At 55.9% G+C, this 26299-nt stretch carries 25 protein-coding genes; 14 read left to right on the forward strand and 11 right to left on the reverse strand.

The window, feature by feature from the left end:
- Positions 1-2 precede the first annotated feature (2 nt).
- The 5 genes from WH298_RS13850 to katG all read left to right on the forward strand — a co-directional run bounded on the left by WH298_RS13850 (position 3) and on the right by katG (position 5680).
- Positions 3-1238, forward strand: coding sequence for a pyridoxal-phosphate-dependent aminotransferase family protein (locus WH298_RS13850; RefSeq protein ID WP_049850749.1), 1236 nt, complete (start codon positions 3-5; stop codon positions 1236-1238).
- Positions 1235-2494 carry an allantoate amidohydrolase gene (hpxK, locus tag WH298_RS13855; RefSeq protein WP_180823121.1) on the forward strand — a complete coding sequence of 420 codons (1260 nt, stop codon included), beginning with the start codon at positions 1235-1237 and terminating at the stop codon, positions 2492-2494. Before WH298_RS13850 ends, hpxK begins: the two co-directional genes overlap by 4 nt.
- A 12-nt stretch (positions 2495-2506) precedes the next feature.
- Positions 2507-3001, forward strand: a complete 495-nt coding sequence (uraD, locus tag WH298_RS13860; RefSeq protein WP_007887174.1) for a 2-oxo-4-hydroxy-4-carboxy-5-ureidoimidazoline decarboxylase — start codon at positions 2507-2509, stop codon at positions 2999-3001.
- Positions 2998-3333, forward strand: a complete 336-nt coding sequence (gene uraH, locus WH298_RS13865) for a hydroxyisourate hydrolase (protein ID WP_007887173.1) — start codon at positions 2998-3000, stop codon at positions 3331-3333. Before uraD ends, uraH begins: the two co-directional genes overlap by 4 nt.
- A 148-nt stretch (positions 3334-3481) precedes the next feature.
- Complete coding sequence (gene katG / locus WH298_RS13870) at positions 3482-5680, forward strand: catalase/peroxidase HPI (protein ID WP_180823122.1); 2199 nt, start codon at positions 3482-3484, stop codon at positions 5678-5680.
- A gap of 39 nt (positions 5681-5719) precedes the next feature.
- Here the strand turns inward: katG and WH298_RS13875 are convergent, their stop codons facing one another.
- The 4 genes from WH298_RS13875 to WH298_RS13890 form a co-directional block, all read right to left on the reverse strand.
- Positions 5720-6136 carry a helix-turn-helix domain-containing protein gene (locus tag WH298_RS13875; RefSeq protein WP_007887171.1) on the reverse strand — a complete coding sequence of 139 codons (417 nt, stop codon included), beginning with the start codon at positions 6134-6136 and terminating at the stop codon, positions 5720-5722.
- Complete coding sequence (locus WH298_RS13880; RefSeq protein WP_007887170.1) at positions 6133-6444, reverse strand: type II toxin-antitoxin system HigB family toxin; 312 nt, start codon at positions 6442-6444, stop codon at positions 6133-6135. Before WH298_RS13880 ends, WH298_RS13875 begins: the two co-directional genes overlap by 4 nt.
- A gap of 130 nt (positions 6445-6574) precedes the next feature.
- Positions 6575-7345 (reverse strand): amidohydrolase, encoded by a 771-nt coding sequence (locus WH298_RS13885; protein ID WP_049850752.1) that lies wholly within the window; start codon positions 7343-7345, stop codon positions 6575-6577.
- A complete protein-coding gene (locus WH298_RS13890; RefSeq protein ID WP_180823123.1) occupies positions 7333-8493 on the reverse strand; it encodes a pyridoxal phosphate-dependent aminotransferase in 1161 nt (386 codons plus the stop codon). The genes WH298_RS13885 and WH298_RS13890 overlap by 13 nt, the downstream gene beginning before the upstream one ends.
- Before the next feature lie 130 nt (positions 8494-8623).
- Between WH298_RS13890 and WH298_RS13895 the strand changes: the two genes are divergently transcribed.
- The 3 genes from WH298_RS13895 to WH298_RS13905 are packed head-to-tail and all read left to right on the forward strand — an operon-like array spanning position 8624 to position 10462.
- The gene (locus WH298_RS13895; protein ID WP_180823124.1) at positions 8624-9238 is read left to right on the forward strand and encodes a methylthioribulose 1-phosphate dehydratase; all 615 of its coding nucleotides are present in this window, start codon (positions 8624-8626) and stop codon (positions 9236-9238) included.
- Entirely contained in the window at positions 9235-9918 is a 684-nt protein-coding gene (mtnC, locus tag WH298_RS13900; RefSeq protein ID WP_180823125.1) for an acireductone synthase, read from the forward strand. Before WH298_RS13895 ends, mtnC begins: the two co-directional genes overlap by 4 nt.
- Before the next feature lies 1 nt (position 9919).
- Complete coding sequence (locus tag WH298_RS13905; protein WP_180823126.1) at positions 9920-10462, forward strand: 1,2-dihydroxy-3-keto-5-methylthiopentene dioxygenase; 543 nt, start codon at positions 9920-9922, stop codon at positions 10460-10462.
- A gap of 179 nt (positions 10463-10641) precedes the next feature.
- Here WH298_RS13905 and mtnA read toward each other — a convergent pair whose 3' ends face one another.
- Complete coding sequence (gene mtnA / locus WH298_RS13910; RefSeq protein WP_180823127.1) at positions 10642-11661, reverse strand: S-methyl-5-thioribose-1-phosphate isomerase; 1020 nt, start codon at positions 11659-11661, stop codon at positions 10642-10644.
- A 105-nt stretch (positions 11662-11766) separates the two neighbouring features.
- On the opposite strand from mtnA, the gene mtnK reads away from it, so the two are divergent.
- Positions 11767-12966, forward strand: a complete 1200-nt coding sequence (mtnK, locus tag WH298_RS13915; protein WP_180823128.1) for an S-methyl-5-thioribose kinase — start codon at positions 11767-11769, stop codon at positions 12964-12966.
- Between the two features lie 44 nt (positions 12967-13010).
- On the opposite strand, the gene fadE is transcribed toward mtnK, so the two are convergent.
- Positions 13011-15455, reverse strand: coding sequence for an acyl-CoA dehydrogenase FadE (gene fadE / locus WH298_RS13920; protein ID WP_180823129.1), 2445 nt, complete (start codon positions 15453-15455; stop codon positions 13011-13013).
- Positions 15456-15699: 244 nt separating this feature from the next.
- On the opposite strand from fadE, the gene lpcA reads away from it, so the two are divergent.
- The gene (gene lpcA, locus WH298_RS13925) at positions 15700-16281 is read left to right on the forward strand and encodes a D-sedoheptulose 7-phosphate isomerase (protein WP_007887152.1); all 582 of its coding nucleotides are present in this window, start codon (positions 15700-15702) and stop codon (positions 16279-16281) included.
- A 48-nt stretch (positions 16282-16329) separates the two neighbouring features.
- Positions 16330-17097: a class II glutamine amidotransferase gene (locus WH298_RS13930; protein WP_007887151.1), complete on the forward strand. Its 768-nt coding sequence runs from the start codon at positions 16330-16332 to the stop codon at positions 17095-17097.
- Here WH298_RS13930 and dpaA read toward each other — a convergent pair.
- Complete coding sequence (dpaA, locus tag WH298_RS13935) at positions 17068-17811, reverse strand: peptidoglycan meso-diaminopimelic acid protein amidase (protein WP_180823130.1); 744 nt, start codon at positions 17809-17811, stop codon at positions 17068-17070. The two genes, WH298_RS13930 and dpaA, sit on opposite strands and share 30 nt — an antisense overlap.
- Positions 17812-18123: 312 nt before the next feature.
- Here dpaA and WH298_RS13940 point away from each other — a divergent pair, with 312 nt between their 5' ends.
- Complete coding sequence (locus WH298_RS13940) at positions 18124-18921, forward strand: FkbM family methyltransferase (RefSeq protein WP_180823131.1); 798 nt, start codon at positions 18124-18126, stop codon at positions 18919-18921.
- 66 nt (positions 18922-18987) lie between these two features.
- The gene (dinB, locus tag WH298_RS13945) at positions 18988-20064 is read left to right on the forward strand and encodes a DNA polymerase IV (RefSeq protein WP_180823132.1); all 1077 of its coding nucleotides are present in this window, start codon (positions 18988-18990) and stop codon (positions 20062-20064) included.
- A gap of 37 nt (positions 20065-20101) precedes the next feature.
- Here the strand turns inward: dinB and WH298_RS13950 are convergent, their stop codons facing one another.
- The 4 genes from WH298_RS13950 to pepD all read right to left on the reverse strand — a co-directional run bounded on the left by WH298_RS13950 (position 20102) and on the right by pepD (position 25486).
- The gene (locus tag WH298_RS13950) at positions 20102-21172 is read right to left on the reverse strand and encodes a sugar ABC transporter substrate-binding protein (RefSeq protein ID WP_007887141.1); all 1071 of its coding nucleotides are present in this window, start codon (positions 21170-21172) and stop codon (positions 20102-20104) included.
- Between the two features lie 27 nt (positions 21173-21199).
- A complete protein-coding gene (locus WH298_RS13955; RefSeq protein ID WP_007887140.1) occupies positions 21200-22198 on the reverse strand; it encodes an ABC transporter permease in 999 nt (332 codons plus the stop codon).
- A complete protein-coding gene (locus tag WH298_RS13960; RefSeq protein WP_180823133.1) occupies positions 22195-23700 on the reverse strand; it encodes a sugar ABC transporter ATP-binding protein in 1506 nt (501 codons plus the stop codon). The genes WH298_RS13955 and WH298_RS13960 overlap by 4 nt, the downstream gene beginning before the upstream one ends.
- Before the next feature lie 325 nt (positions 23701-24025).
- Entirely contained in the window at positions 24026-25486 is a 1461-nt protein-coding gene (gene pepD / locus WH298_RS13965) for a beta-Ala-His dipeptidase (protein ID WP_049851200.1), read from the reverse strand.
- A gap of 255 nt (positions 25487-25741) precedes the next feature.
- Between pepD and gpt the strand changes: the two genes are divergently transcribed.
- Positions 25742-26200 carry a xanthine phosphoribosyltransferase gene (gene gpt / locus WH298_RS13970; protein WP_007887137.1) on the forward strand — a complete coding sequence of 153 codons (459 nt, stop codon included), beginning with the start codon at positions 25742-25744 and terminating at the stop codon, positions 26198-26200.
- Positions 26201-26299 lie beyond the last annotated feature (99 nt).

The following is a 26299-nucleotide window of genomic DNA, read 5'->3' on the forward strand; positions in this document are numbered from 1 at the left end:
CCATGGATATCAGCCAATTTTCGCAAATCAATCCGCCACAGCGTCTGCTGATGGGGCCGGGCCCGATTAACGCCGATCCGCGCGTGCTGCGCGCCATGTCGAGCCAGCTGATTGGTCAGTACGATCCGGCGATGACGCACTACATGAACGAAGTGATGGCGCTGTACCGTGGCGTATTTCGCACTGAAAACCGCTGGACGATGCTGATCGACGGCACCTCACGCGCCGGGATCGAAGCGATCCTGCTGTCGGCGATCCGTCCAGGCGACAAAGTGCTGGTGCCGGTGTTCGGCCGTTTTGGTCATCTGTTGTGTGAAATTGCCCGTCGCTGCCGCGCGGAAGTGCACACCATTGAGGTGCCGTGGGGCGAAGTATTCACGCCGGATCAGATCGAAGATGCGATCAAAAAGGTACAGCCGCGCCTGCTGCTGACGGTGCAGGGCGATACCTCCACCACCATGCTGCAGCCGCTGGAAGCGCTAGGCGCAATTTGCCAGAAATATGGCGTGCTGTTCTACACCGATGCCACCGCGTCACTCGGCGGTAACGCGCTGGAGACCGATGCGTGGGGCCTCGATGCGGTCTCTGCCGGGATGCAGAAATGCCTTGGTGGACCGTCCGGCACCTCGCCGATCACCCTCAGTCCGCAGATGGAAGCGGTGATCCGCAAGCGTAAGTGCGTGGAAGAGGGCATTCGCACCGCCGATCATCAGGATGGCGACGACGAGATGATCTACTCCAACTATTTCGATCTCGGCATGATCATGGATTACTGGGGCCCGGAGCGTCTTAATCACCACACAGAAGCCACCACCGCACTGTTTGGCGCGCGTGAATGTGCGCGTCTGATGCTGGAAGAGGGGCTGGATAACGGCATCGCGCGCCACCAGCTGCACGGCGATGCGCTGCTGAAAGGCATTCAGGGCATGGGCCTCGAAACCTTCGGCGACCTCAAACACAAAATGAATAACGTGCTCGGCGTGGTGATCCCGCAAGGCGTGAATGGCGATCAGGTACGCAAGCTGGTGCTGGAGGATTTCGGCATCGAAATCGGCACCTCCTTTGGTCCGCTGCACGGCAAAGTGTGGCGCATCGGCACCATGGGCTACAACGCGCGCAAAGATTGCGTGATGCAAACCCTGAGTGCGCTGGAAGCGGTGCTGAATCACGTGGGTTACCGCACCACGCAAGGTGCCGCGATGCAGGCGGCGTGGGATCTCTACGGGAGCCGCGCATGACACAAAGCCTGATGAGCGCCAGCGAGGCACAATCGGCCGCCGCGCGCGTCATGGTGCGCTGTGACACGTTAGCGGCGATCAGTGAGAGCGAAGAGGGGCTGACGCGCGTTTATCTGTCGCCGGAACAGCTGCGCGCTAACGCACGCGTTGCTGAGTGGATGCAGGCTGCGGGCATGACGACGTGGCAGGATGCGGTGGGCAATATCTGTGGCCGTTATGAAGCGACGCAGCCGGGCGCGCAGGCGCTGCTGCTCGGTTCTCACCTTGATACGGTACGCAATGCCGGTCGCTATGACGGCATGCTCGGGGTGTTAAGCGCTATCGAAACCGTGCAGTGGCTGCACGATCGTCAACAGCGTTTGCCGCTGGCGATTGAGATTGTCGGCTTCGGCGATGAAGAGGGCACGCGTTTCGGCATTACGCTGCTCGGCAGCCGTGGCATAACCGGCAGCTGGCCCGAAAGTTGGGTCACGCATCCCGATGGCAACGGCATCACCGTGGCGGAAGCGATGCAGGATGTCGGTTTCGATGCGGCAAAAATCCTCGACGCGGCGCGCGATGTGAATGACATCGCGGCCTATCTGGAGCTGCATATTGAGCAAGGTCCGTGTCTCGAGCAGGAAGATTTGGCGCTCGGCGTGGTCACCGCGATTAACGGCGCGCGTCGTCTGAACTGCAGTTTTATCGGAGAAGCCGGTCACGCCGGCACCGTGCCGATGACGCATCGCAAAGATGCGCTGGCCGCCGCTGCCGAATGGATGGTGTTTATCGAACACACCACCGCCGAGCACGACCCGCAGCTGGTGGCGACGGTCGGTACGCTGAGCTGTTTACCGGGCGCGGTGAACGTTATCCCCGGCGAGGTACAGCTGTCGCTTGACGTGCGCGGCCCGCAGGATGAGCCGCTAGAGCGCCTGCTCTCGACGCTGCTGACTCAGGCGCAGGCGATTGCGCTGCGTCGCGGCTTAACCTTTAACGCTAACGAGTATTACCACATTGCCGCAACGGCCTGCGATACGCGTCTGCAGCAGGCGTTGAGCCACGCGGTGGAAACCGTGCAAGGGCGCAGCCTGTCGCTACCGAGCGGCGCGGGCCACGATGCGATTGCCATCGCCGAACGCTGGCCGGTGGGGATGTTGTTTGTGCGTAATCATCGCGGTATTAGCCATCATCCGGCGGAATCGGTGCAGGCTGAGGATGTGGCGCTCGGCGTGCAGGCTTATTTGCAAGCGGTGTGCGACATCGCGCGTGTATAAAGGAGCAGCAATATGGATTTGGTAAGCTTTAATCAGTTGCCACCGGAAGCCGCGCAGGCGGCGATTGCGCACTGCGTGGCGATTCCGGCCTGGCAGCAGGCGCTGGTGGCTGCGCGACCTTTTGCCAATGTGGCGGCGCTGCAGGAAACCGCCGATCGTCTGGCGCAGTTGTGGCAGGCCGATGCGTTGACGCAGGCGCTGAGCGCTCATCCACGTATTGGCGATAAGGTGGCGGGCGCGAATAAAGAGGCGGCGCTATCGCGCAGTGAGCAATCGGCGATGCAGCAGGCCAACGGTGCGCTGCAGCTGGCGATGCTGGCGGGCAATCAAACCTATGAGCAGCGTTTTGGCCGGGTGTTTCTGATTCGCGCCAAAGGGCGCAGCGGCGAGGAGATGCTGGCTGAACTGCAGCGCCGGTTGAACAATGATGCACAGAGCGAACAGCGTGAAGCGCTGACGCAGCTGCGCGAAATTACCCTGTTACGGCTGAAGGAGAGCATCACATGAGCACCATTACTACCCATATTCTCGATACCGCGCTGGGCAAACCGGCGATTGGCGTCGCGGTTTCCCTGGAGCAAAACAGCCCGGAAGGGTGGCTGCCGCTGGTGGAGGGCGAAACTGACAGCGATGGGCGCATCAAAGATCTGACACCCGAACCGCTCGCACCAGGCCACTATCGTTTGACTGCAGAGATTGGCGACTACTTTGCTGCCGAGGGGCGCGATGCGCTGTACGTCAGCGCGCAAATCGATTTCGTAATTGGTACCACGGGCAGCCATTATCATCTGCCGTTTCTCATCTCGCCGTGGTCGTGGTCGACCTATCGCGGTAGCTAATTTGCCGTTTTGCGCGGCACGTCACACGGCTGCGCTTGAAAGCCAGCAACTATCAAAACCTTCGGTTCATCCAAATATATTCTTGGCTTAAGTGCGGCTAATCTTAGTCGCATAATAGAAAGCAATGTGAAGCCAATGGAGCCGAAAAATGAGCACGCACGACAATAACGATAATGCAGCAGCCTCAGGTAAATGCCCCTTTCATCACGGGGCGTCAGAAGAGAAAAGTGTTTTAGCACGCGGTGCCGGTAGCGGGACATCTAACCGCGACTGGTGGCCTAATATGCTGCGTGTCGATCTGTTAAACCAACACTCCAACCGTTCCAACCCGCTCAGTGACAACTTCAACTACCGCGATGAATTCAGCAAGCTCGATTACTCCGCGTTAAAAGCCGACATCCGCGCGATTCTCACCGATTCGCAATCCTGGTGGCCAGCCGACTGGGGCAGCTATATTGGGCTGTTCATTCGCATGGCGTGGCACAGCGCGGGTACTTATCGCACTATCGATGGTCGCGGTGGTTCAGGCCGTGGTCAGCAGCGTTTTGCGCCGCTTAACTCATGGCCGGATAACGTCAGCCTCGATAAAGCGCGTCGCCTGCTGTGGCCGGTGAAACAAAAATACGGTCAGAAAATTTCCTGGGCCGATCTCTATATTCTGGCGGGTAACGTGTCGCTGGAAAACGCCGGCTTCCGCACCTTCGGCTTTGGTGCCGGTCGTGAAGACGTGTGGGAACCGGATATGGATGTGGATTGGGGCCACGAAACCGAATGGCTGGCACATCGCCATCCGGAAGCGCTGGCCAACGCCCCGTTGGGCGCCACCGAAATGGGCCTGATCTACGTTAACCCGGAAGGTCCGGAAGCCAGCGGCGATCCAAAATCCGCTGCACCGGCCATTCGTGCCACCTTCGGCAATATGGGTATGAACGACGAAGAGATCGTGGCGCTGATCGCCGGCGGCCATACTTTGGGTAAAACCCACGGCGCGGCAGCAGCCAGCCACGTTGGCGTTGATCCTGAAGAGTCACCGATTGAAGCGCAGGGCCTTGGCTGGAGCAGCAGCTACGGCAGCGGCGTGGGTAAAGATGCCATCACTTCTGGCCTGGAAGTGGTCTGGACGCAAACGCCAACGCAGTGGAGCAATTATTTCTTCGAGAACCTGTTCAAATATGAATGGGTGCAGACGCACAGCCCGGCAGGCGCGATTCAGTTCGAAGCGGTGGATGCTGAAGCGATTATCCCGGATCCGTTTGATCCTGAGAAAAAACGCAAACCCACCATGTTGGTGACCGACCTGACGCTGCGTTTCGATGAAGAGTTCGGCAAGATCTCGCGCCGCTTCCTCAACGATCCGCAGGCGTTTAACGAAGCCTTTGCCCGCGCCTGGTTCAAACTGACGCACCGTGATATGGGGCCAAAAGCGCGTTACATTGGTCCGGAAGTGCCGAAAGAAGATCTGATCTGGCAGGATCCGTTACCGCAGGCCATCCATCAGCCAACGCCGGCGGATATCAGCGACATCAAAGCGCGCATTGCCGCTTCAGGCTTGAGCGTCAGCCAGCTGGTTTCTGCCGCCTGGGCTTCAGCATCGACCTTCCGCGGGGGTGACAAACGCGGTGGCGCCAACGGCGCACGTCTGGCATTAGCCCCGCAAAACGGTTGGGCCGTTAACGCCAGCGTTATTTCCGATGTGCTGCCAACCCTGCAGAAGATTCAGCAGGAATCGGGCAAAGCTTCACTGGCTGACGTCATTGTGCTGGCGGGCAGCGTGGGTATCGAGCTGGCCGCCGCCGCTGCGGGTGTCGCGACACAAGTGCCGTTTACGCCGGGCCGCGTCGATGCGCGTCAGGATCAAACCGACGTCGAGTCGTTCAACTTCCTGCAACCGCTGGCCGATGGTTTCCGTAACTATCGTCGCAGTGCGAAAGGTTCCTCAACCGAAACCCTGCTGCTGGATAAAGCGCAACAGCTGACGCTGAGTGCGCCAGAACTGACGGTATTGCTGGGTGGTTTACGCGTATTGGGCACCAACTTCGATGGCGGCCAGCACGGCGTGTTCACCGATCGCGTTGGCGTGTTGAGCAACGACTTCTTCGTTAATCTGCTCGACATGCGTACCGCATGGAAAGCCACCGATGAGAGCGAAGAGCTGTTTGAGGGCCGTGATCGTCTGACGGGAGAAGTGAAGTTCAGCGCTACGCGTGCCGACTTAGTGTTTGGTTCGAATGCTATTTTGCGCGCCCTAGCAGAAGTGTACGCCAGCAGCGATGCCAAGCAGAAGTTCGTGGCCGACTTCGTCGCCGCCTGGACGAAAGTGATGAATCTGGATCGGTTCGAGCTGTAATCAATCAAGCCGCAGCGAAATACGCTGCGGCTTTTGTCTTTAATCTTCGCGAAACGCCTCGAACGGCAGATTGAAACGTTTAGCCAATGCGGCCTTATGTTTATCCGTTAACTTGCGCTCTCCTTTCAGAATACGATTCACATAAGATCGCTGACCAATCTCATTCACAAAAGATGACTGGTTGAGATGATGCTGATCCATTAACACCCGCAATAATGCAACACCGCCAGCCAATGTATTGATACGTTTATTGAATTCTGAAAACTCGGAGGCGGAATCCTCATATTTCGCAACTTTATCAGCCAGCATTTCAATCAGCGGATGGGCAGGATGATGTTCAATCAAATACTCCACCAGCTCCAAAGCCTGCTCGTAATCAGCTTCTGATTGACTTCCACCCAGAAGCGGAACCGCTTTGATCAGATTATTGGAGGCCTGAATGGCTTCGGCGATCATTCTTTATTCTCCCGATAATGCTTAACCACTTTGTCATACTCAGCATGGGTCACTATGTGTTTGATAAAAATCCGTTGGGCAATGAAGTCCGCAAAAAACATCACTCTGAGATTATTCCCGCCGACGTTAATCACCCACCATTTGGCTCGGTATTTCATTCGATCAAGACTTGGAAAAATAGCTTTTAGCGCATCGGGATCGATGAAAACGTTGCCATTTAAGGTTCTGTAAGTGGCATCCAATGCTGCTGCATCATTTGGAAATCTCCGTGTCGCTTCAGTGAACACTCTCCTTGAGATAACGTGCATCATTCCCTCGACATGTTCCAACATGGAAACATCATAGCGCAGAGCTGCAATGTTTCCAAGCAGGAAACTCGATGGCACATAGATAGCGTTGAGAAGGGGATTTGCCGCGCAGTGTTTACGCGGCAAAGAATTACTTCAAGGTGTAAGCATCCGCATCACGCCACGCCGGGAAGCGTTCGCGGTAGGCTTGTAGCTCTTCCAGTGACAGCTCAGCGTCGAGGCGTGCGCGCGCAAAGGGCTCGCCGGCGGCCAGAATCTCACCCTGTGGCGAAATAATGCGACTATCGCCGCTGTATTGATGTTTATTGCCATCGCTGCCAACGCGGTTGCAGCCGGCGACGTAAGCCTGGTTTTCAATCGCACGCGCCAGCAGTAGCGACTGCCAATGCAGCGCACGCGGCGCTGGCCAGTTGGCGACATACAGTGCCAGATCGTAATCATTGTGATTACGCGAAAACACCGGGAAGCGCAGGTCGTAACAAATTTGCGGCAGAATGCGCCAGCCGCGCCACTCAAACACTTCGCGCGTTGCGCCCGCCACATAGTGCTGATGTTCATTGGCCATGCGGAACAGATGGCGTTTGTCGTACTGATGCACCGTGCCGTTGGGTTCCACCAGCAGGAAACGGTTTACCGCGCCTTTTTCTGTCTGAATCGCCGCGCTACCTCCAACTAAGGCATTGCTGGATTGCGCGTGCGCATGCAGCCACGCCACTACCTCATCCTGCGGCAGCGAGCTTTCGGCGGCTTCCATGGCAAAACCGGTGGTGAACATCTCCGGTAGCAGAATGATGTCGCGGCCTTCAATCCCTTTCAGCACACCGTCAAAATGGCGCAGGTTGGCGGCGCCATCCATCCAGCTCAGCGTTTCCTGCAGCACGGTAATTTTCAAAGCTGACATAAGCGCTCCGCAGCGGCGTCGAGCGTCGCTTCCTGTTTGGCAAAGCACAGGCGAATCAACTTGTGCGGGAAAGGTTCGGCGCAGAATACCGACAGCGGAATCGCCGCCACGCCAACCTCTTTGGTCAGCAGCTGGCAGAAACTGACATCGTCCAGATCGGAAATCGCGCTGTAATCCACTAGCAGGAAGTAGGTGCCTTCACACGGCAACACCTTGAAACGGCTGGTGGAGAGCGCCTTAATCAGCCGATCGCGGCGTGCGCGATAGAATTCAGACAGCTCGCGATAGTGTTCGGGCTGTTGGCGCAGCATATCGGCAATCGCCAGCTGTGCCGGTGTATTCACGGAGAAGGTCAAATACTGATGCACTTTGCGGATTTCGGCGCTGAGGGCGGCGGGTGCGATGCAATAACCGACTTTCCAGCCGGTCATGTGGAAGGTTTTACCAAATGAGGATACCGCAATCGCGCGCTGGCGCAGGTCAGCATGCGCTAATACGCTGGCGTGCCCCGCTTCGGCGAAGCAGATGTGCTCATAGACTTCATCGCTCAGCACATAGATTTCCTGCTCGGCAATGGCCTGCCAGAGTTCGGCATAATCACTTTTGCGCCAAACGGTGGCGGAAGGATTGTGCGGCGTATTCAGAATCACCAGGCGGGTTTTGGCGCTTAGCAGGCTGCGGAATGCTGACCAATCCACGCGAAATTCAGGGGGTTGTAGCGCAATGCGTTTCAACACGCCGCCGGCGAGCTGAACAGCAGGTGCGTAGCTGTCATAGCTTGGGTCGAAGCAGATCACTTCATCACCCTGGCGTACCAGCGCGGTGATCGCCGCATAGAGCGCTTCGGTGGCGCCCGCCGTCACGGTAATGTCGCTGTTAACATCGGGCGAGTGGCCGTAAAGTTCGGCGGTTTTCTCAACAATCGCCTCACGCAGTGGCAGTGTGCCGATCATCGGTGCATATTGGTTCGCGCCCTGGCTAACGTGATAAGCCAGACGCTCTTGCAGATAGCGTGGACCGTCGAAGTCGGGAAAGCCCTGCGAGAGATTGATGGCGTTGTGCTGCTGCGCGAGCGCGCTCATTTGCGTAAAAATAGTGGTGCCGAGCGCCGGTAGTTTGCTCTCGGGGATCAGGTTGTGCTGCGTCATTATTTGTGGCCTTAAGCGCGAATGTCGTTGCGGAGAAACCCTGTGTTGCTGCCACTATAAACAGGATGTTAATATTTGGCAATCGAGACGCTTAGACGTCTAAACTAACCTGCGGAGCCTGTATAGCGCTATGACGGATTTTCTCCCACTGGAACATTTAGTGGCCGCCTGTCACTGGATTGGTGGTAAAGGCTGGGCGCCCGCCACCGGCGGTAATATGTCGGTGCGACAGGATGCGGAATATTGCCTGTTGAGTGCGTCCGGCAAAGATAAAGGCAGCCTGACGCGTGATGACTTTATGCAGGTGGAGATCGCCACCAACGCGGTGCCATCGGGGCGCACCCCATCGGCGGAAACCGGTCTGCATACCTTGATTTATCGTCTCTTCCCCCAGGCTGGCGCGGTATTGCATACCCACAGCGTTAACTCCACCGTGCTGTCGCGCGTTGAGCAGAGCAATGCACTGCTGCTTAGTGGCTATGAGATGCAAAAAACGCTGGCTGGTCAGCATTCTCATCTCAATACCGTCGCTATTCCGTTGTTCGATAACGATCAGAATATTGATGCACTGGTCGAGCGTATCGCCGCCTTTGCCGCACACTCGCCGCTGCAATATGGCTTTCTGCTGCGCGGTCACGGTCTGACCTGTTGGGGCAAGGACGTGAACGAAGCGCGCCGCCATCTGGAAGGGCTGGAATTCCTGTTTGCTTGTGAACTGCAACGTCGCCTGCTGGAGGCAAAATGATCCGCGCCATTGTTACCGATATTGAAGGCACCACCAGTGATATCCAGTTCGTCCACACGGTGCTGTTTCCCTATGCACGTCAGCATTTAGCCGCCTTTGTGCGCGAGAATGAGGCCGATGCAGGCGTGGCTGCGGCACTCAACGCGGTGCGGGAAGAGTCGGGGAGTGCGCAGGCCTCGCTCGACGAACTCATCACTACGCTAATTGGCTATATCGATCAGGATCGTAAGTCGCCGGGCTTGAAGGCGTTGCAAGGCATGATTTGGCGAGCCGGTTACCTTGAGGGCCAGTTTACCGGCCACCTCTATCCGGATGTGCTGCCAGCTTTGCAGCGCTGGCAGCAGCAGGGCCTTGGCCTGTATGTATATTCCTCGGGATCGATCGCCGCGCAAAAACTGTTATTTGGTTACAGCGATGAAGGTGATTTAACCTCGCTGTTTAGCGGCTATTTTGATACCGGCGTGGGCGCGAAACGTGAAACGCAGTCGTATCGCAACATCGCTGAAAAAATTGGCCTCGCACCCGACGCCATCCTGTTCCTGTCGGATATTCATCAGGAACTGGACGCGGCGGCACAAGCAGGCTGGCACACGGTGCAGTTAATTCGTGACGCGGCAGATAACGTTAGTCGTCATCATCAGGTAAATGATTTTTCACAGATTAAACCGGAGTCGATTTAACATGAGTGCATTGACCATTTTTACCGATACCGAAGCCAATCAGCCGGTGTGGCACAGTACCGATGCAGCAGCGATTCGCGATCGCCTTAACGCTAAAAACGTGCGTTTTGAGCGTTGGGAAGCGGATCACGATCTGGGCGTTGATCCCGATTCTGAGACGGTGATTAAGGCTTATCAGCATGCGATTGATCGCCTGGTCGCCGAGAAGGGCTATCAAAGCTGGGACGTGCTGAGCATGCGCGCGGATAATCCGCAGAAAGAGGTGCTGCGCACTAAGTTTCTCAATGAACATACCCACAGCGAAGACGAAGTGCGCTTTTTCGTTGAAGGTTCAGGACTGTTTTGTCTGCATCTCGATGGCGAGGTTTATCAGATTCTGTGCGAGAAAAATGATCTGATTTCCGTACCTGCGGGCACCGCGCACTGGTTTGATATGGGCTCTGAGCCGCACTTCACTGCAATTCGTATTTTTGACAATCAGGAAGGCTGGGTGGCGAATTTCACCGGTGACCAGATTGCCGATGCGTATCCGCGTTTGGCGTGATTTTGAGTGTGCTTTGCGAGCTAGATTGTGCTCGCTGTCCCCCTCCTCGGTCCTCCCCCATAAATGGAGGAGGATGACGCTGCTGTATGTCAGTGCTGAAGCTGCATGTGGCAGCGTCTCCTTCCCCCATTTATGGGGGAAGGTCGGGATGGGGGACTGCCAGCACAATCCAGCCTACCTCAAGGCAAAAATATCCCTTCCTGAACCTGTGCAGGTGTCACCACTCCGGTATCCAGCACCCAACCGCTAATCAGCGCCGCAGGCGTTACATCAAACGCTGGGTTATATACCGCTGCATTTTCGGGCGCCCACTGCACGCTGCCAAAACTGCCTGACACGCCGGTCACTTCGCTGGCGGCGCGTTGTTCAATCGGTATCGCGGCGCCATTAGGGCACAGACGATCAAGCGTAGTATGCGGTGCTGCCACATAAAACGGAATGCCGTGATACTGCGCCAGCACGGCCAGGCTGTATGTACCAATCTTGTTTGCTACATCGCCATTGGCGGCGATGCGATCTGCACCGACCCAAATGGCATCTACCGCGCCGCGCGCCATTAAGCTGGCGGCCATCGAATCAGTAATCAACTGGTAGGGAATGTTGAGCTCACCGAGTTCCCATGCGGTTAAACGGCCGCCTTGCAGCAGCGGTCGGGTTTCATCAACCCAGACATTTTTCACCAAACCTTGCTGATGGGCATAGGCGATCACGCCCAGCGCGGTGCCCACCCCCGCTGTCGCCAGACCGCCGGTATTACAATGGGTTAGCAACTGGCTGCCCGGTTTCACTAGCGCGCTACCGGCGCGGGCGATGTTGTCACACAGCTGTTTATCTTCGGCCACCAGCCGCAGCGCCTCAGCGCTTAACGCTGCGACAAAATCGTTCTCCGCCAGCGCCACTTTCATGCGATCCAGGTTATTCATCAGGTTCACCGCCGTTGGGCGGGCGGCACGCAGAACCTCCAGAGCGGCAGCTAATTCCACCTGCGTTGTCCCCTGTTCGCCAAGCAGCGCCAGCAGCAAACTGGCGGAGAGGCCAATCAGCGGGGCACCGCGCACGCGCAGGGCATGAATATGCTCAACCAGCTGCGCAACGCTGTGCGCAGGCAGCCAGTTTTGCTGTTGTGGTAGTGCCTGCTGGTCAAGGATCCACAGCTGGTTATCGCGGACCTCAAGGCTGGTGGTTCGAAGTGTTTGCATTGTGTGAAATCCCTGTTGCCTTAATGCTGGCTATTGTGCCAACATGCGTAACGGATGTATAGACGTCTGAACGGCTTATTACTGTCGAAACACGAGGAAAAAGCAATGTCGCAATACCGTACGTTCACCGCTGCCGATGCTGTGGAATATGCTAAAAAATTTGGCAGCGTGGACGATCCGTCAGCGCTGGTGAGCGCCGAGGAGATCGGTGACGGCAATCTCAACCTGGTGTTTAAAATCTTCGACAACCAAGGCCGCAGCCGCGTAGTGGTAAAACAGGCGCTGCCGTATGTGCGTTGTGTGGGCGAATCCTGGCCGCTCACGCTCGATCGCGCACGGCTGGAAGCGCAAACGCTGATTGAGCACTACAAACATTGCCCACAGCACACCGTTAACGTCACCCATTACGATGCAGGATTAGCGGTAATGGTGATGGAAGATCTCTCCACTCATCGTATCTGGCGTAGCGAGCTGGTGAACGGCGCTTACTATCCACAAGCAGGGCGCCAGCTGGGGGAGTATCTGGCGCAGACGCTGTTCCATACTTCTGATTTTTTCCTGCATCCGCACCGGAAAAAAGCCGAAGTAGCGCGTTTCATTAATCCGGAAATGTGTGAAATCACAGAAGACTTGTTCTTCAACGATCCTTTTATTGACCACGAGCGCAACAAGTATCCTGCCGCGCTGGAGTCGCTGGTGGTCAGCCTGCGCAGCGATGATGCATTAAAAATTGCTGTTGCAGGCCTCAAGCACCGCTTCTTTGCCGATGCCGAAGCTCTCCTGCACGGCGACGTGCACAGCGGCTCCATCTTTGTGGCGGATGGCAGCCTGAAAGTCATTGATGCAGAGTTCGGCTATTTCGGGCCGATTGGTTTTGATGTCGGCAGCGCGATTGGCAACCTGCTGATTAACTACTGCTGCTTGCCGGGCCTGCTGGCACCGCGTGAAGCGGCAGAAGGGCGCGAACGTCGTCTTAGTGATGTGCAGGATGTCTGTAACCAATTTGCCAATCGTTTCCTTGAGCTGGCCAAAGCGAAAACCAGTGATGTGGCGCTGGCCTATCCGGGCTATGCCGAATCCTTCCTGCGTAAGGTATGGCGCGATACCATTGGTTACTGCGGGACTGAATTGATTCGTCGTACCGTGGGGATGTCGCATGTCGCGGACTTTAAACAGATTAACGATGACACGATGCGCACCGAGTGCATTCGCAGCTGTATAACGCTAGGACGTACGCTGATTTTGGCTGCCGATCATGTTGCCGATGTTGACGCATTAATTGCGCGCATTCGGCAGGCGGGATAAAGCGATCGCCATAAAAAAAGCCTCCGCATGGAGGCTTTTTTATTTTATGCCGCTTCGCTGGTGCGCGAACGGGGTTTACTCTGCGGCTTTGGCACCGCCAGCGCTTCCGGCGCAAAGTCATCGACATTGATGGCTTTCAGGCGACTGGCTTCGGCGCGAATCAGCACTTGTGCTTCGCTTTCATCAATCCAACCCTCCTGCAAAGCACGCTGCGCCAGCGCATCCAGTCGGGTGAACGACAGGTGTTTTTTCTGCTGCTGGCACAGACGATCGTGAATCACTTCTGCTGCCATCACATCCTGCAACGCTTGCTCCAGTTGACCCGCCGGATTGTGCGCGCTCGGTGCCAGATACTGACCGCGACCTAAACGGGTGCGCGTGGCGGAGGGCAGCTGCAGCAGTTTCGCCAACTGGTGATCGAGCTTGTCAGACGGCGCTGGGCAATGATGTCCACCCGCGAAGATCACCAGACGCAGCGCGCCGGCAACCAGGCGATTTGGGAAGTTGCGCAGTAGATCATCCATCGCCACTTCGGCCTGATGCAAGGCATCCTGCACGCCCCAATGCACCAGCGGCAAGTCGGCGGCATTACGGCCTTCATCGTCATAGCGTTTCAGCGTGGCCGAGGCGAGATACATCTGGCTCAGTACATCGCCAAGGCGCGCGGAGATGCGTTCGCGACGCTTCAGGCTGCCGCCCAATACCGCCATCGATACATCCGACAGCAGCGCGAGGTTGGCGCTTAAACGGTTGAGATGCTGATAGTAGCGGCGCGTGGCATCGCGGGTCGGCGTGGCGCTGGTGCGGCCGCCGGTTAAGCCCAGCCACAGGCTACGTACTTTGTTACTGCCGACGTGGCCGATGTGGCTGAACAGCGCGCGGTCAAAGGTCACCAAATCGTTTTTCGCTGCGGCATTCATCTCTTCCAGTACCCACGGATGGCAGCGGATGGCGCCCTGGCCGAAGATGATCATGCTGCGCGTCAGAATATTCGCGCCTTCCACAGTGATAGCGATGGGAGCGCCCTGATAAGCTCGCGCTAGGAAGTTATTTTCGCCGAGCATAATCCCTTTACCGCCGGCAATATCCATCGCATCGATAATGGTGCGCTGGCCGCGATGGGTGCAGTGATACTTCACAATCGCCGACAGCACCGCCGGTTTTTCTCCCAGCATAATGCCGCTGGTGATCAGCGTAGCCGCGGCGTCCATCACATAAGCATTACCGGCAATGCGCGCCAGCGGTTCTTCAATCCCTTCCATTTTACCGATGGAGACTTTGAACTGACGACGAATATGCGCATAGGCACCGGTTGCCAGCGCAATACTTTTCACGCTGCCGGTTGAGTTCGAAGGCAGTGTAATGCCGCGACCCACTGACAGGCACTCCACCAGCATGCGCCAGCCTTGACCGGCCATCGACGGGCCGCCAATGATGAAATCAATCGGCACAAATATGTCTTTACCGCGCGTTGGACCATTCTGGAACGGCACGTTAAGCGGGAAGTGGCGCTGACCAATCTCCACGCCAGGCGTGTGGGTCGGAATCAGCGCGCAGGTGATGCCGAGCTCTTCAGTATTGCCCAGCAGATGATCCGGGTCGGAAAGTTTAAATGCCAGGCCAAGCACGGTGGCAATCGGTGCCAGCGTGATATAGCGCTTGTTCCAGGTGAGACGCATGCCCAGCACCTGCTTACCTTGCCACTCGCCCATGCACACTACGCCGGTATCGGGAATCGCCCCGGCATCGGAACCCGCTTCCGGGCTGGTCAACGCAAAGCAGGGAATCTCATCACCGCGTGCCAGACGCGGCAAGTAGTGATCTTTCTGTTCGTCGGTGCCGTAATGCTGCAGCAGTTCGCCTGGGCCAAGCGAGTTCGGTACGCCAACGGTGATCGCCAGAATGCCGGAGACGCCGGCCAGTTTCTGCAGCACGCGTGCTTGCGCATAGGCTGAGAACTCCAGGCCGCCATACTCTTTCTTAATGATCATGGCGAAGAAGCGATGCTGCTTGAGATAGGCCCACAGCTCCGGCGGCAGATCGGCCATTTCATGGGTGATTTCGAAGTCGTTCGCCATGCGGCACGCTTCTTCTACTGGACCATCAATAAAGGCTTGTTCCTCTTCCGTCAGACGCGGTTGCGGATAGTTGTGCAGCTTCTGCCAGTCCGGTTTACCGCGGAACAGATCGCCTTCCCACCAGGTGGTGCCTGCATCAATCGCCTCCTTTTCAGTGCGCGACATCGGCGGCATCACTTTCTGGAAGCTGCGCAGTGCCGGCTTGGAGAACAGGCTGCGGCGCATCACTGGCAGATTAAACGGCAGCAGAATGATCGCCAGCGGGACCAGCAGCCACGGCGTCCACACGCCAGCGGCCGCCAGCGCGCCGGTCCACAGCAGCAAAATCACGCTGCTGAGCAGCAGAGAGATTTGGTGATAGAACAAGACGCTAAGCAAAATTAGCGTCGCAATGATTGAGGCAACCAACATAATGAACCACTCCATAAGTAGTAAGAGGTCTGACCTGTTATGGGTGTAGGTTTAGAATATGGGGCAAAATTTATCAATCTGTTTACATCGCAATTACAACACATCTCACAAATTCATTGCGCGAACGGCAACAGCTGCCAAACTTCCTCAACAGGTCGCGCTTTTCCTGATGGCGGGCGCTTTGCGGCTTAGTCCCATTCCGTTAAACTTGCTGCGTCAATCTTTCCTCTAAAAGGACATCCCTATGTACCAGGACATTATTCGCTCAGAGCTCAATGAAGCAGCCGATACGCTCAACAACTTCCTGAGTGATGAAGCTAACATTCACGCGATTCAGCGCGCTGCGGTTCTGCTGGCCGACAGCTTTAAAGCGGGCGGCAAAGTGCTTTCCTGCGGTAACGGCGGCTCGCACTGCGATGCCATGCATTTTGCTGAAGAGCTGACTGGGCGCTACCGTGAAAACCGTCCTGGCTACCCGGCGATTGCCATTTCTGATGTCAGCCATCTCTCCTGCGTGAGCAACGATTTTGGCTACGATTACGTGTTCTCGCGCTATATCGAAGCGGTGGGTCGCGAAGGCGATGTGCTGCTGGGTCTGTCCACGTCAGGTAACTCTGCCAACATCATCAAAGCCGTTGAAGCCGCGCGCGCGAAAGGGATGAAAGTGATCACGCTGACCGGCAAAGATGGCGGCAAAATGGCGGGATCGGCGGATATCGAAATTCGTGTGCCACATTTTGGCTATGCCGACCGCATTCAGGAGATCCACATTAAAGTGATTCATATCCTGATGTTGCTGATCGAAAAAGAGATGGTTAAGTCATGATGTGTTCCTCTCGCCGCTGGCGAGGGGTGCTAACCTAAGGCGGTTGCTATGTGCGAATTGCTCGGGATGAGCGCCAATGTCCCAACGGACATCTGTTTCAGTTTTACGGGTCTGGTGCAGCGTGGCGGTGGAACCGGGCCGCACAAAGATGGCTGGGGCATTACCTTTTACGAAGGCAAAGGGTGCCGCACTTTCAAAGATCCGCAGCCAAGCTATAACTCACCGATTGCCCGATTAGTGCAGGAATACCCGATCAAATCGCATTCGGTAGTGGCACATATTCGCCAGGCGAATCGCGGTGAAGTGTCGCTGGAAAATACCCATCCGTTCACGCGTGAACTGTGGGGCCGTAACTGGACATACGCGCACAACGGACAGCTTAAAGGGTATCGCCAGTTGGACACCGGGCCTTTTCGTCCCATCGGTGAAACCGACAGCGAAAAAGCCTTCTGCTGGATTCTGCATAAACTTACCGAGCGCTATCCGCGCACGCCGGGCAACTGGCCGGCAGTTTTCCGCTACATCGCCGAGCTGGCAGCAGAAATGCGTGAGAAGGGCGTGTTCAACATGCTGTTGTCGGATGGTCGCTATCTGATGGCGTTCTGTTCGACCAATCTCTACTGGATTACGCGTCGTGCACCGTTTGGCAAAGCGACACTGCTCGATCAGGATGTGGAGATTGATTTTCAGCAGCAGACTACGCCGCAGGATGTGGTGACGGTGATTGCTACGCAACCGCTAACCGGTAATGAAACCTGGCACCGGATAGTGCCAGGCGAATGGGCATTATTTTGCCTGGGTGAGCGCCAGGAATGATTTCGAGGCAGCATCCGGTGTTGAAATCACCGGGGTGCTGTTCACCGCATATTGGCCGGTTGCCGTTACGTTAACCGTTGGCGGCACACGGTACTTCACAAAGTAGGCATAGCCCGGCTGCAGTTCACGCCAGAAGTTAATGTAGGTCGAATATTTATGACGCTGCATGTTGCTGTCTGTCATGCGGAACGGATAGATATTGACCTGAATCTCCTGCTGACCATTACGCAGCGCGGCGTTGGTAAAGGCGAAGATCTCATCCATCGATGCATCGGTCATCGCGTAGCAGCCAACTGACACGCAATCACCGTGAATCATTAAATAGTTACCGTCATAGCCTTTAGCGCGATCGTACTGGTTAGGAAAACCGGTATTAATGGCGCGATAGAAACGGCTATCTGGTTTTAACTGGTTCAGCTTAACGTTATAAAAGCCTTCGGGACTTTTGAAATCGCCCTGACGACGTTTCGGTCCTAAGCCGCCAGAGAAATTACAGATGCGATAGCTGTCCAGCAGACGATATTCATTACCGATTTTGCCGTACAGTTCCAGCGTACGCTCTTCCTTGAAAATCTGAATAAATACAGGTGTACCAATTAATTGTTTCTTTAACTCTTTGCTCACCGGAGCCAGCGGTTGCGCAGGCTCAGGGTTAATTGCCCAGCTAAGGACCGGCATAAGAATCATCGCAATCAATAATGCGATTCTGCCCATTCTGTAGATACCTTGATGTGAAGAGAGATGATGACGCTAAGCGTCCGGGTATTGCATTATCGGAAATATCCGCTATCGCAGCGCAACATTAACATTGTCTGGCTTTTAATCAAGCCAGTGTCCGAGAAAATGGCGCGTTCCTAAAAGGAATACGACCAGAAATTTGTAAACTTTAATTTGTTGATCAGAAAGTTCGCTTTTTTTCCTGGTTTTTAAAACGCCTTAATCCTGATGATAAACAAGACGCGTTCTGGCTGTTAACGGAATCCGTCTGCCTATACTGCGCCGGTCAATTTCATCAGGTAATAATCCATGGAACACTCCTCTCGCCCGTCCCTTTATCAGGTTGATAACCTGAGCTACATGTTGTCGTCCGGCCCGGATATGATTAATGCGCATTTACGCGGCGGCAAAGCCTGGGAGCCGACAACGCTGCAGATTTCTCAGCTACTAATCGCAGGTATTGAGCGTCCGATATTGATCGATGTGGGAGCCAATTTAGGCGCCTGGTCGGTGCCGATGGGCGATCATATTCGGGCGAAGGGCGGAAAGTTATATGCTTTCGAGCCCCAGCGTCAGGTGTTTTATCAACTTTGCGCCAATCTGTTTAGCAATCAGCTGTTTCATTGTCATGCCATGCAGATGGCGATTGGCGACGCGAATGGTGAAATTGACGTACCGGTACTGGATATGCAAACCGAGGTGAACGTCGGTGCGCTGTCGCTGGATGCTGATATTCGCGCGCAACAGAAGATGCTCAGCACCGCCTTTACAGAGAGTGAATCGGTACGCATCGCTACCTTAGACAGTTTGCACTTACCTGCCGCGCATCTCGTCAAAGTGGATGTGGAAGGGCTGGAGTTAGAAGTGCTGAAAGGTGCACGTCAGTGGCTGGAGAGCTCAGGCTATCCGGCGATTTTGTTTGAGGTGTGGGGCGACTATCTGCCGGCTCTGATCCCGAAACGCAATCGCCTGCTCAACCTGTTAAAACGTGCGCTGGGCTACGAAGTGGAAATGTTTGGCGAACTTGGCATCGCACAGCATCCGCAGAATAAACGCCTGGAGATCAAAAAAACCGATAAAGGCATGGAGATTCGTCGCCTGGTGTAATTGGGCGCGCTAACATCAGGGTACTTTTGCATCTGTACAAATATCCAGTATTATAAAGAGGTCTCGATGGAATCTGGGTTAGTTGCAAAAGTGAAAATCATTCATGTCGATATGGACTGCTTCTACGCGGCGGTGGAAATGCGCGATGATCCTTCATTGCGCGATATTCCCATCGCGATTGGTGGCAGCCGCGTACAGCGCGGCGTGATCAGTACGGCTAACTATCCCGCGCGCAAATATGGCGTGCGCAGCGCGATGCCCACCGGTATGGCGCTAAAACTCTGTCCACATCTGCGTTTATTGCCGGGCCGCTTCGATGCGTATAAAGAAGCATCGCGCCAGATCCGCGACATCTTCTCGCGCTACACCGCGCTGATTGAACCCTTATCCCTTGATGAAGCCTATCTGGATGTGACCGACAGCCTGCATTGCCACGGCTCAGCAACATTAATGGCGCAGGCGATACGGGCGGATATCCTGCGCGAAACCGGTTTGACCGCCTCGGCCGGCATTGCGCCGATTAAGTTTCTCGCCAAAATCGCCTCCGATCTTAACAAACCCAACGGGCAATATGTGATTACACCGGATGCCATGCCAGGTTTTTTACTGACGCTGCCGCTGAGCAAAATCCCCGGCGTTGGCAAAGTGGCGACGAAAAAGCTGGAAGAGATGGGTTTACGTACCTGCGCTGATGTCCAGCAGGCCGATCTGGCGCTGCTGCTGAAACGCTTTGGCAAATTTGGCCGTATCTTGTGGGAACGCAGTAACGGCATTGACGAACGCAATGTGGTGGTGGAGCGTGAGCGTAAATCGCTGGGCGTTGAGCGCACGCTCATGGAGGACATTCACAGCTGGGAGCAGTGTCTGGAGATTATTGACTTTCTCTATGCCGAATTAGATCGCCGCTTAACGGCAATCAAGCCGGATAAGCAGATCGCTCGCCAGGGAGTAAAGCTCAAGTTCAACGACTTTCAGCAGACTACGCAGGAACATGTCTGGCCGGTATTGAACAAAGACGACATGATCGCGGTAGCGCGTCAGGCATGGGATGATCGTCGGGCAGGGCGCGGAGTGAGGCTAGTGGGATTGCATGTCACTATGGTTGATCCGCAGCTGGAGCGGCAGCTTGTGTTGGGGTTGTGAGGTGATGGTGCGGCCTGGCTCGCACCCACCCAAAACACTACTTCTTAGCGTACTTCGCTTCCAGCGTGGCAAACCACGGTGCGACGAAATCGCTGTTCTCGCCCCAGCCAGGGATAATCTTGTTCAGTGAAGCCACGTTAACCGCACCTTGCTGACTGTTCAGCTGCTGCTGCGAAATGGATGCCGCTTTAAACTCATAGCTTGCAGGCGTGGTTTCGCCGCCAATCTTGTTCGCCACCAGACGCATATTCACCGCGCCAATGGTTTTCGGGTCCACCGCCACGGTCTGCACCCAGGGACTGTTTTTCTCGTGCATCAGCTGCAGATCCTGGTTGGATACGTCGATGCTATACAGCTTGATTTCAGTACGACCATTCTCCTGCAACGCTTTGTAGGCGCCCTGACTAAATGCATCCCACGAACCCCAAATTGCATCAATCTTGCCTTTCGGGTACTTCGCCAGAATCGCGCCAATCTTGTTGGCGGTATCGCCCTGAACATCAGAGGAGACGGCGCCGATCGATTCCAGTTGATGAATGCCTGGGTTCTCTTTCAGCAACTTCTCATACACCACCTGACGGCGATCCATCGCCGGGAAACCGGCCACCCACAATTTGACGATATTCGCTTTGCCATTGAAGTCTTTGATCAAACTGCCGAGTGATTCCTGCGCCAGCGAGGCGTCATTTTGCGCGGTTACGGTCACACCCTTCACTGGCGTATTTACCGGCGTATCAAACACCGACAGCTTAATACCGGCATCGGCGATGCGCTGCACTAGCGCGGTAGAGTAGGGATCTTTGCCATGCGACAGAATAATGCCGTCATATTTTTGGCTGATCGCCTGATTAACAAAATCCTGGAAACGCGCATCATCGCCGTTGCTTAAAAAAGTGCTGACCTTAAAGCCCAACTTGCGGCCCTGCTGAATTGCACCGGCCACAAACTGTGTGGTGTTGTCGTCGGAACCGAGGTTACGGATGATGGCAATGCGCACCGGGCCTTCGTGATTGGCGATGGCTGCGGGCACCGGCGTTGTGGTGTCGGCAAAGGCAGCGCTGACGTTCAGCAGGCTCACTGCCAGCAGCGAAAGGGTAATTTTTTTCATTATGCTCTCTTTCTGAATAACAGCGCCTTAGCGGCGCTGGATGTAAGTGATTGCCAGCGCCAGCGCCAGCACCAGTCCTTTAATGATGTCCATCGCGTAATAGGGCACCGACAGCATCACCAGCCCGTTCTGCAACACGCCGAGGATGACGGCACCCACCAGAGTCCCCAACGCATTAGGTTTGCCTGAACCGGCCAGCGAGAAGCCAATCCACGCCGCGGCGACGGCGTCCATCAGGTAACCGCCGCCGGCATTCACCTGCGAAGAGCCGATGCGCGAAGCCAGCAGAATGCCGCCCAGCCCAGCCAGCAGCGATGAAAGCACATAGGCCAGCACGCGATAACGCGTGGTGCGGATGCCCGATAACCGCGCCGCTTCCGCATTACCGCCGAGCGCATACATGCGACGACCGTGCTTGGTTAGCGATAGCGCCAGCTGCGCCACTATCGTCACCACCAGCATAATAATCACGATGGTCGGCACCTGGCCGAGCAGGCCAAAAGCAGCGGGAATGGTGCCCTCGGCCATGTCACCGCTTGGCAGCACCATATTTTCCGTGATCGACCCGCCGAAGCTGTAGGTCATCGCCACGCCCTGAATCACAAATAGCGTGGCCAGTGTGGCGAGCATGTCGGGAATACGCAGAATCACAATCAAGAAGCTGTTGAATAATCCCACCAGCGTGCACAGCAGCAGCGTGATAATAATGGCTTCGGTGGTGCCAAAGCCGTGCCAGACGAAGAGCGAAATCACCAGCGCATTGGCCAGCGATGCCGTCGATCCGACTGACAGGTCAAAGCCGCCAATCGTCAGTGAAATCGATACGCCGATGGCGATTACCGTCACGATGGCAATCGAACGCAGGATGTTGATGATGTTGGTGGGCTCAAGGAAGCTGTCTGAGGCCAGACCAAACGCGGCAATCAGAATAACCACCGTCAGCAACATGCCCCATTTATAGAGGAAATCGAAAAGCTGATGGCGCAGAGAAGGCTGCGGGGTTAGGGATAGTTCTTTGCTGCTCACGCAGGTGTTCCTCCGGTGGAATAAAGCAGAAGTGTCTCTTCTGTGGCGTCTATGCCCTCCATCTCTGCCACAATGCGCCCATCCCAGAGCACACAAATGCGATCGCATAAACCGACCAGTTCAGAAAACTCGCCCGAAGCATAAATGATGCCTTTACCTTCGCGCGCTAAGCCTGCGATCAGACTGAATAGCTCGGTTTTGGCTTTGATATCAACGCCCTTTGTGGGCTCATCAAAAATCAGTACATCGGCGTTGTTGCGCAGCCATTTGCCAATTGCCACCTTCTGCTGATTACCGCCGGACAGGCGACGCAGGGTTTGCGCCGGTCCGGTAGTGCGTACATTCAGGCGTTGAATCACCTCTTCAGCCCAGCGCCATGCCTTGCGATGACCGAACACGCTCCAGCGCGAAAAACTGTTATCGGCGCTGATACTGAGATTCATGCTGACGGGTTCATCGATGAAAATGCCCTCTTTGCGCCGCTCTTCCGGCACCAGCGCCATGCGGTTCTCGACAGAGTCGTGGGGTGAACGCGGTCGCCATGCTTTGCCGTGCAGTTCGCCTTTCTCAACGCGGCTTTTGCTGGCGCCAAATAGCGCTTTGCACAGTTCGGTTTTACCGGCACCGGCTAAACCCGCAATGCCGAGGATTTCGCCCTGGTGCAGCCGCAGCGAAATGTCCTGCAGTAACTGGTCGTCGTGCAAGCCGTCAACCGACAGCAGCAGCGGTCGCGCCTCACGCGTGCGACGGGGCGGAAAGACATCGTTGAGCTGATGTCCCAGCATCTTCTCTACGATTTGCTCGCCGCTCAGCGCGGCCATCGGACAGCTTTCGATCAGGCGTCCGTCACGCAGCACCGTCAGGCGATCGCATATCGCTTTCAATTCGTCAATACGATGCGAGATAAACACTACGCCAATGCCGCTGGACTGTAAGCGACGCACCACGGCGAACAGGCGCTCGCTCTCGTGCTGATCGAGCGGAGCGGTAGGTTCATCAAGAATCAGAAAGCGGCAGTGGTGCGAGAGCGCGCGAGCCAGCAGAATTTGCTGCTTCTCCGCTAGCGTGCAGCGTTCAACCAGACGATTGACGTCAATATTCACTTGCAGCTGCGCCAGCAAAGCACGCGCCTGGCGACGTATATCGCGCCAGTTATAGAGGTGCCCCGGCTCGGCTAAGCGATCGAGCAGAATGTTCTCCGCCACGCTAAGTTGCGGCACCAGCGCCACATCGACTTCCTGCTGGACCAGATGGATGCCCAGCTTTTTGGCATCACGCGGCGAGCGAATCATCACCGGTACGTCGTCCAGCAGAATCTCACCGCTGTAGTGCGCATGCGCCCCAGCCAGCACCGCCATCAGCGTTGATTTTCCGGCGCCGTTGGCACCGGTTAAGGCATGTACCGAACCGCCTGCGGTGAGGAAATCTACCTGCGCTAGCGCGGCGAAACCGCCAAAGGCGATGGAGATATTACGCATCTCCAGGCGGTTGATCGCAGTCATGAAGCCGGGCCTTTAATTATTTGAGTGGGAGGCATTTTTTCCTGAACCCTCACTCTGGGCAACAATCGAAAGGGCATAAGCTAGCACGAAATCTTCTTAGCCGTCCGGACATCTGGACATGATGGCGGCTAAAGCTGAAGAGCAGGAAAGAGTTGGAGGAATCAGGAGGTGGGAAGCAAGATTGTCAGGGCAATATGCTGGGGAAGTCGATCGCTATAAAGGGCAACCCGACGCTATGCCTGCAAAGATTTTGTCGACTGTGCATTAATTTGCGCAAGGCATAAAAAAACCCGACCGAAGCCGGGTTGCTCGCGAAAGCGCAAACTTACGCTTTTTCTGGCATTACGCTCAGCAGCGCAGTCAGCAGCTTCCAGTACAAACCGACGCTCTCGATGTGTACCTGCTCATCGGGCGAGTGCGGGCCGGTAATGGTGGGACCGATCGAAACCATATCCATTTCCGGGTACGGCTTCTTGAACAGACCACACTCCAGACCGGCGTGAATCACCTGAATGTTTGGCGTTTTGCCAAACAGCGCTTCGTAAGTTTTACGCGTCAGCGCCATAACCGGTGAGTCAGCATCGGGCTGCCAGCCCGGGTAGCCGCCCTTCGGTGCGCCTTGCGCGCCAGCAAGATCGGCCAGCGAGGTCAGCACTTCAACTACCCAATCTTTACCGGTATCGATCAGCGAACGAATCAGGCAGATAATTTCGGCATTATTCTGATCCATGGTCACCACGCCGACGTTCAGCGAGGTTTCCACCACACCTTTAGCGACGTCGGAGTTACGGATCACGCCGTTTGGCGTGGCATTCAGCAGGTTCAGGAAACGATCGCGGCTGTCAGTGCTTAACGCCTGGCCCTGGTGCGCCAGCGACTCGGTAACCACCGCAATGTGTTTCTCTTTAATGCCCAGCTCGTTCAGCAGCGTCGCCTGGAAATGTGCCGCAGCAGATTTCAGCGCATCCACTTGATGGCTGTCGATGGCCAGCGTCGCGAAGGCTTCGCGTGGAATGGCGTTGCGCAGCGTACCGCCGGTGAATTCGATCAAACGTACGTCGAATTCACGCGCGTGCAGCGCCAGGAAACGCGCCAGCAGCTTGTTGGCGTTGCCCAGACCGTGGTGAATGTCGGCACCGGAGTGACCGCCTTTCAGGCCTTTCAGCGTCAGCTTCAGGGTCTCATAGCCCGCCGGGACAGCTTCACGCGTCAGTGGCAGGGTGGTGATGAAGTCGATACCCCCGGCGCAACCCATGTAGATCTCGCCTTCCTCTTCGGAATCGGTGTTGATCAGAATGTCGGCCTGCAGCCAGTTCGGCTGTAAACCAAATGCACCGTCCATGCCGGACTCTTCGGTCATGGTCAGCAGCACTTCGACCGGACCGTGGATCAGGCTGTTATCAGCCAGTACCGCCAGCGCAGAAGCCATACCAATGCCGTTATCCGCGCCCAGCGTGGTGCCGCGCGCTTTCACCCATTCGCCATCAACGTACGGCTGAATCGGATCTTTGGTGAAGTCGTGCACTGTGTCATTGTTCTTCTGCGGCACCATATCGAGGTGCGCCTGCAGCGCCACCGGCGTGCGATTTTCCATGCCAGCCGTAGCGGGTTTACGAATCAGGATGTTGCCAACCTGATCGCGCTCAACCCAAAAACCTTGCTCTTTTGCCCAGCCAACAACGTATTCGGCCAGGGCTTCTTCGTGGTAAGAAGGGTGCGGAATGGAACAGATTTTGGCAAAAATATCCCACAGCGGTTGGGGTGAAAGTTGCGACAATTCAGACACCATGCGTCTCCTGTGTCAGCGTGGCGGACATACCGCACGCACGCGGGTTTCCAGTAAAAATCGTCGTCAGAACATCTGACGTGATGGGCCTGAGAATATCACTGTTTCTCGCCGGGTGCGTAATCAGGCGCGCTAAAAACCTGCAACCAGTAAGACAGATGCTGGTTTTTAAGGCGTCAGATCCTTATAATCTCGCGCAACCTTTTCCCCCTTGCATATTTTTTAAGCCAAGTTTCTTGGCCGGGATTCCTTCATATGAGCGAAAAATACGTCGTAACCTGGGACATGTTGCAAATTCATGCCCGTAAACTGGCCCAGCGCCTGCTTCCTGTGGAACAGTGGAAAGGTATCATTGCGGTGAGCCGCGGTGGTCTGGTTCCGGCATCATTGCTGGCGCGCGAACTGGGTATTCGCTATGTCGATACCGTTTGCATCTCCAGCTACGATCACGACCATCAGCGCGAAATGAAAGTGCTGAAGCGTGCAGAAGGCGACGGTGAAGGCTTCATCGTGATTGACGATTTAGTGGATACCGGCGGTACCGCGCAGGCGATTCGCGATATGTATCCAAAAGCGCGTTTCTGCACCATCTTCGCCAAGCCAGCTGGCCGTGCGTTGGTAGACGACTATATTGTCGACATCCCGCAGAACACCTGGATCGAGCAGCCTTGGGACATGGGCGTGGTGTACATCCCGCCAATCGTCAAAAGCTAATTGATGCATCGCAAACAACGCCCGGTTATGCCGGGCGTTGTGCTTTCTGCGCCTCGCGCGCGTATGGCGGGTGCAGTACACTCTTAGCCATCGCCATGA

This window comes from Pantoea nemavictus, from assembly GCF_037479095.1.
Classification (GTDB): domain Bacteria; phylum Pseudomonadota; class Gammaproteobacteria; order Enterobacterales; family Enterobacteriaceae; genus Pantoea; species Pantoea nemavictus.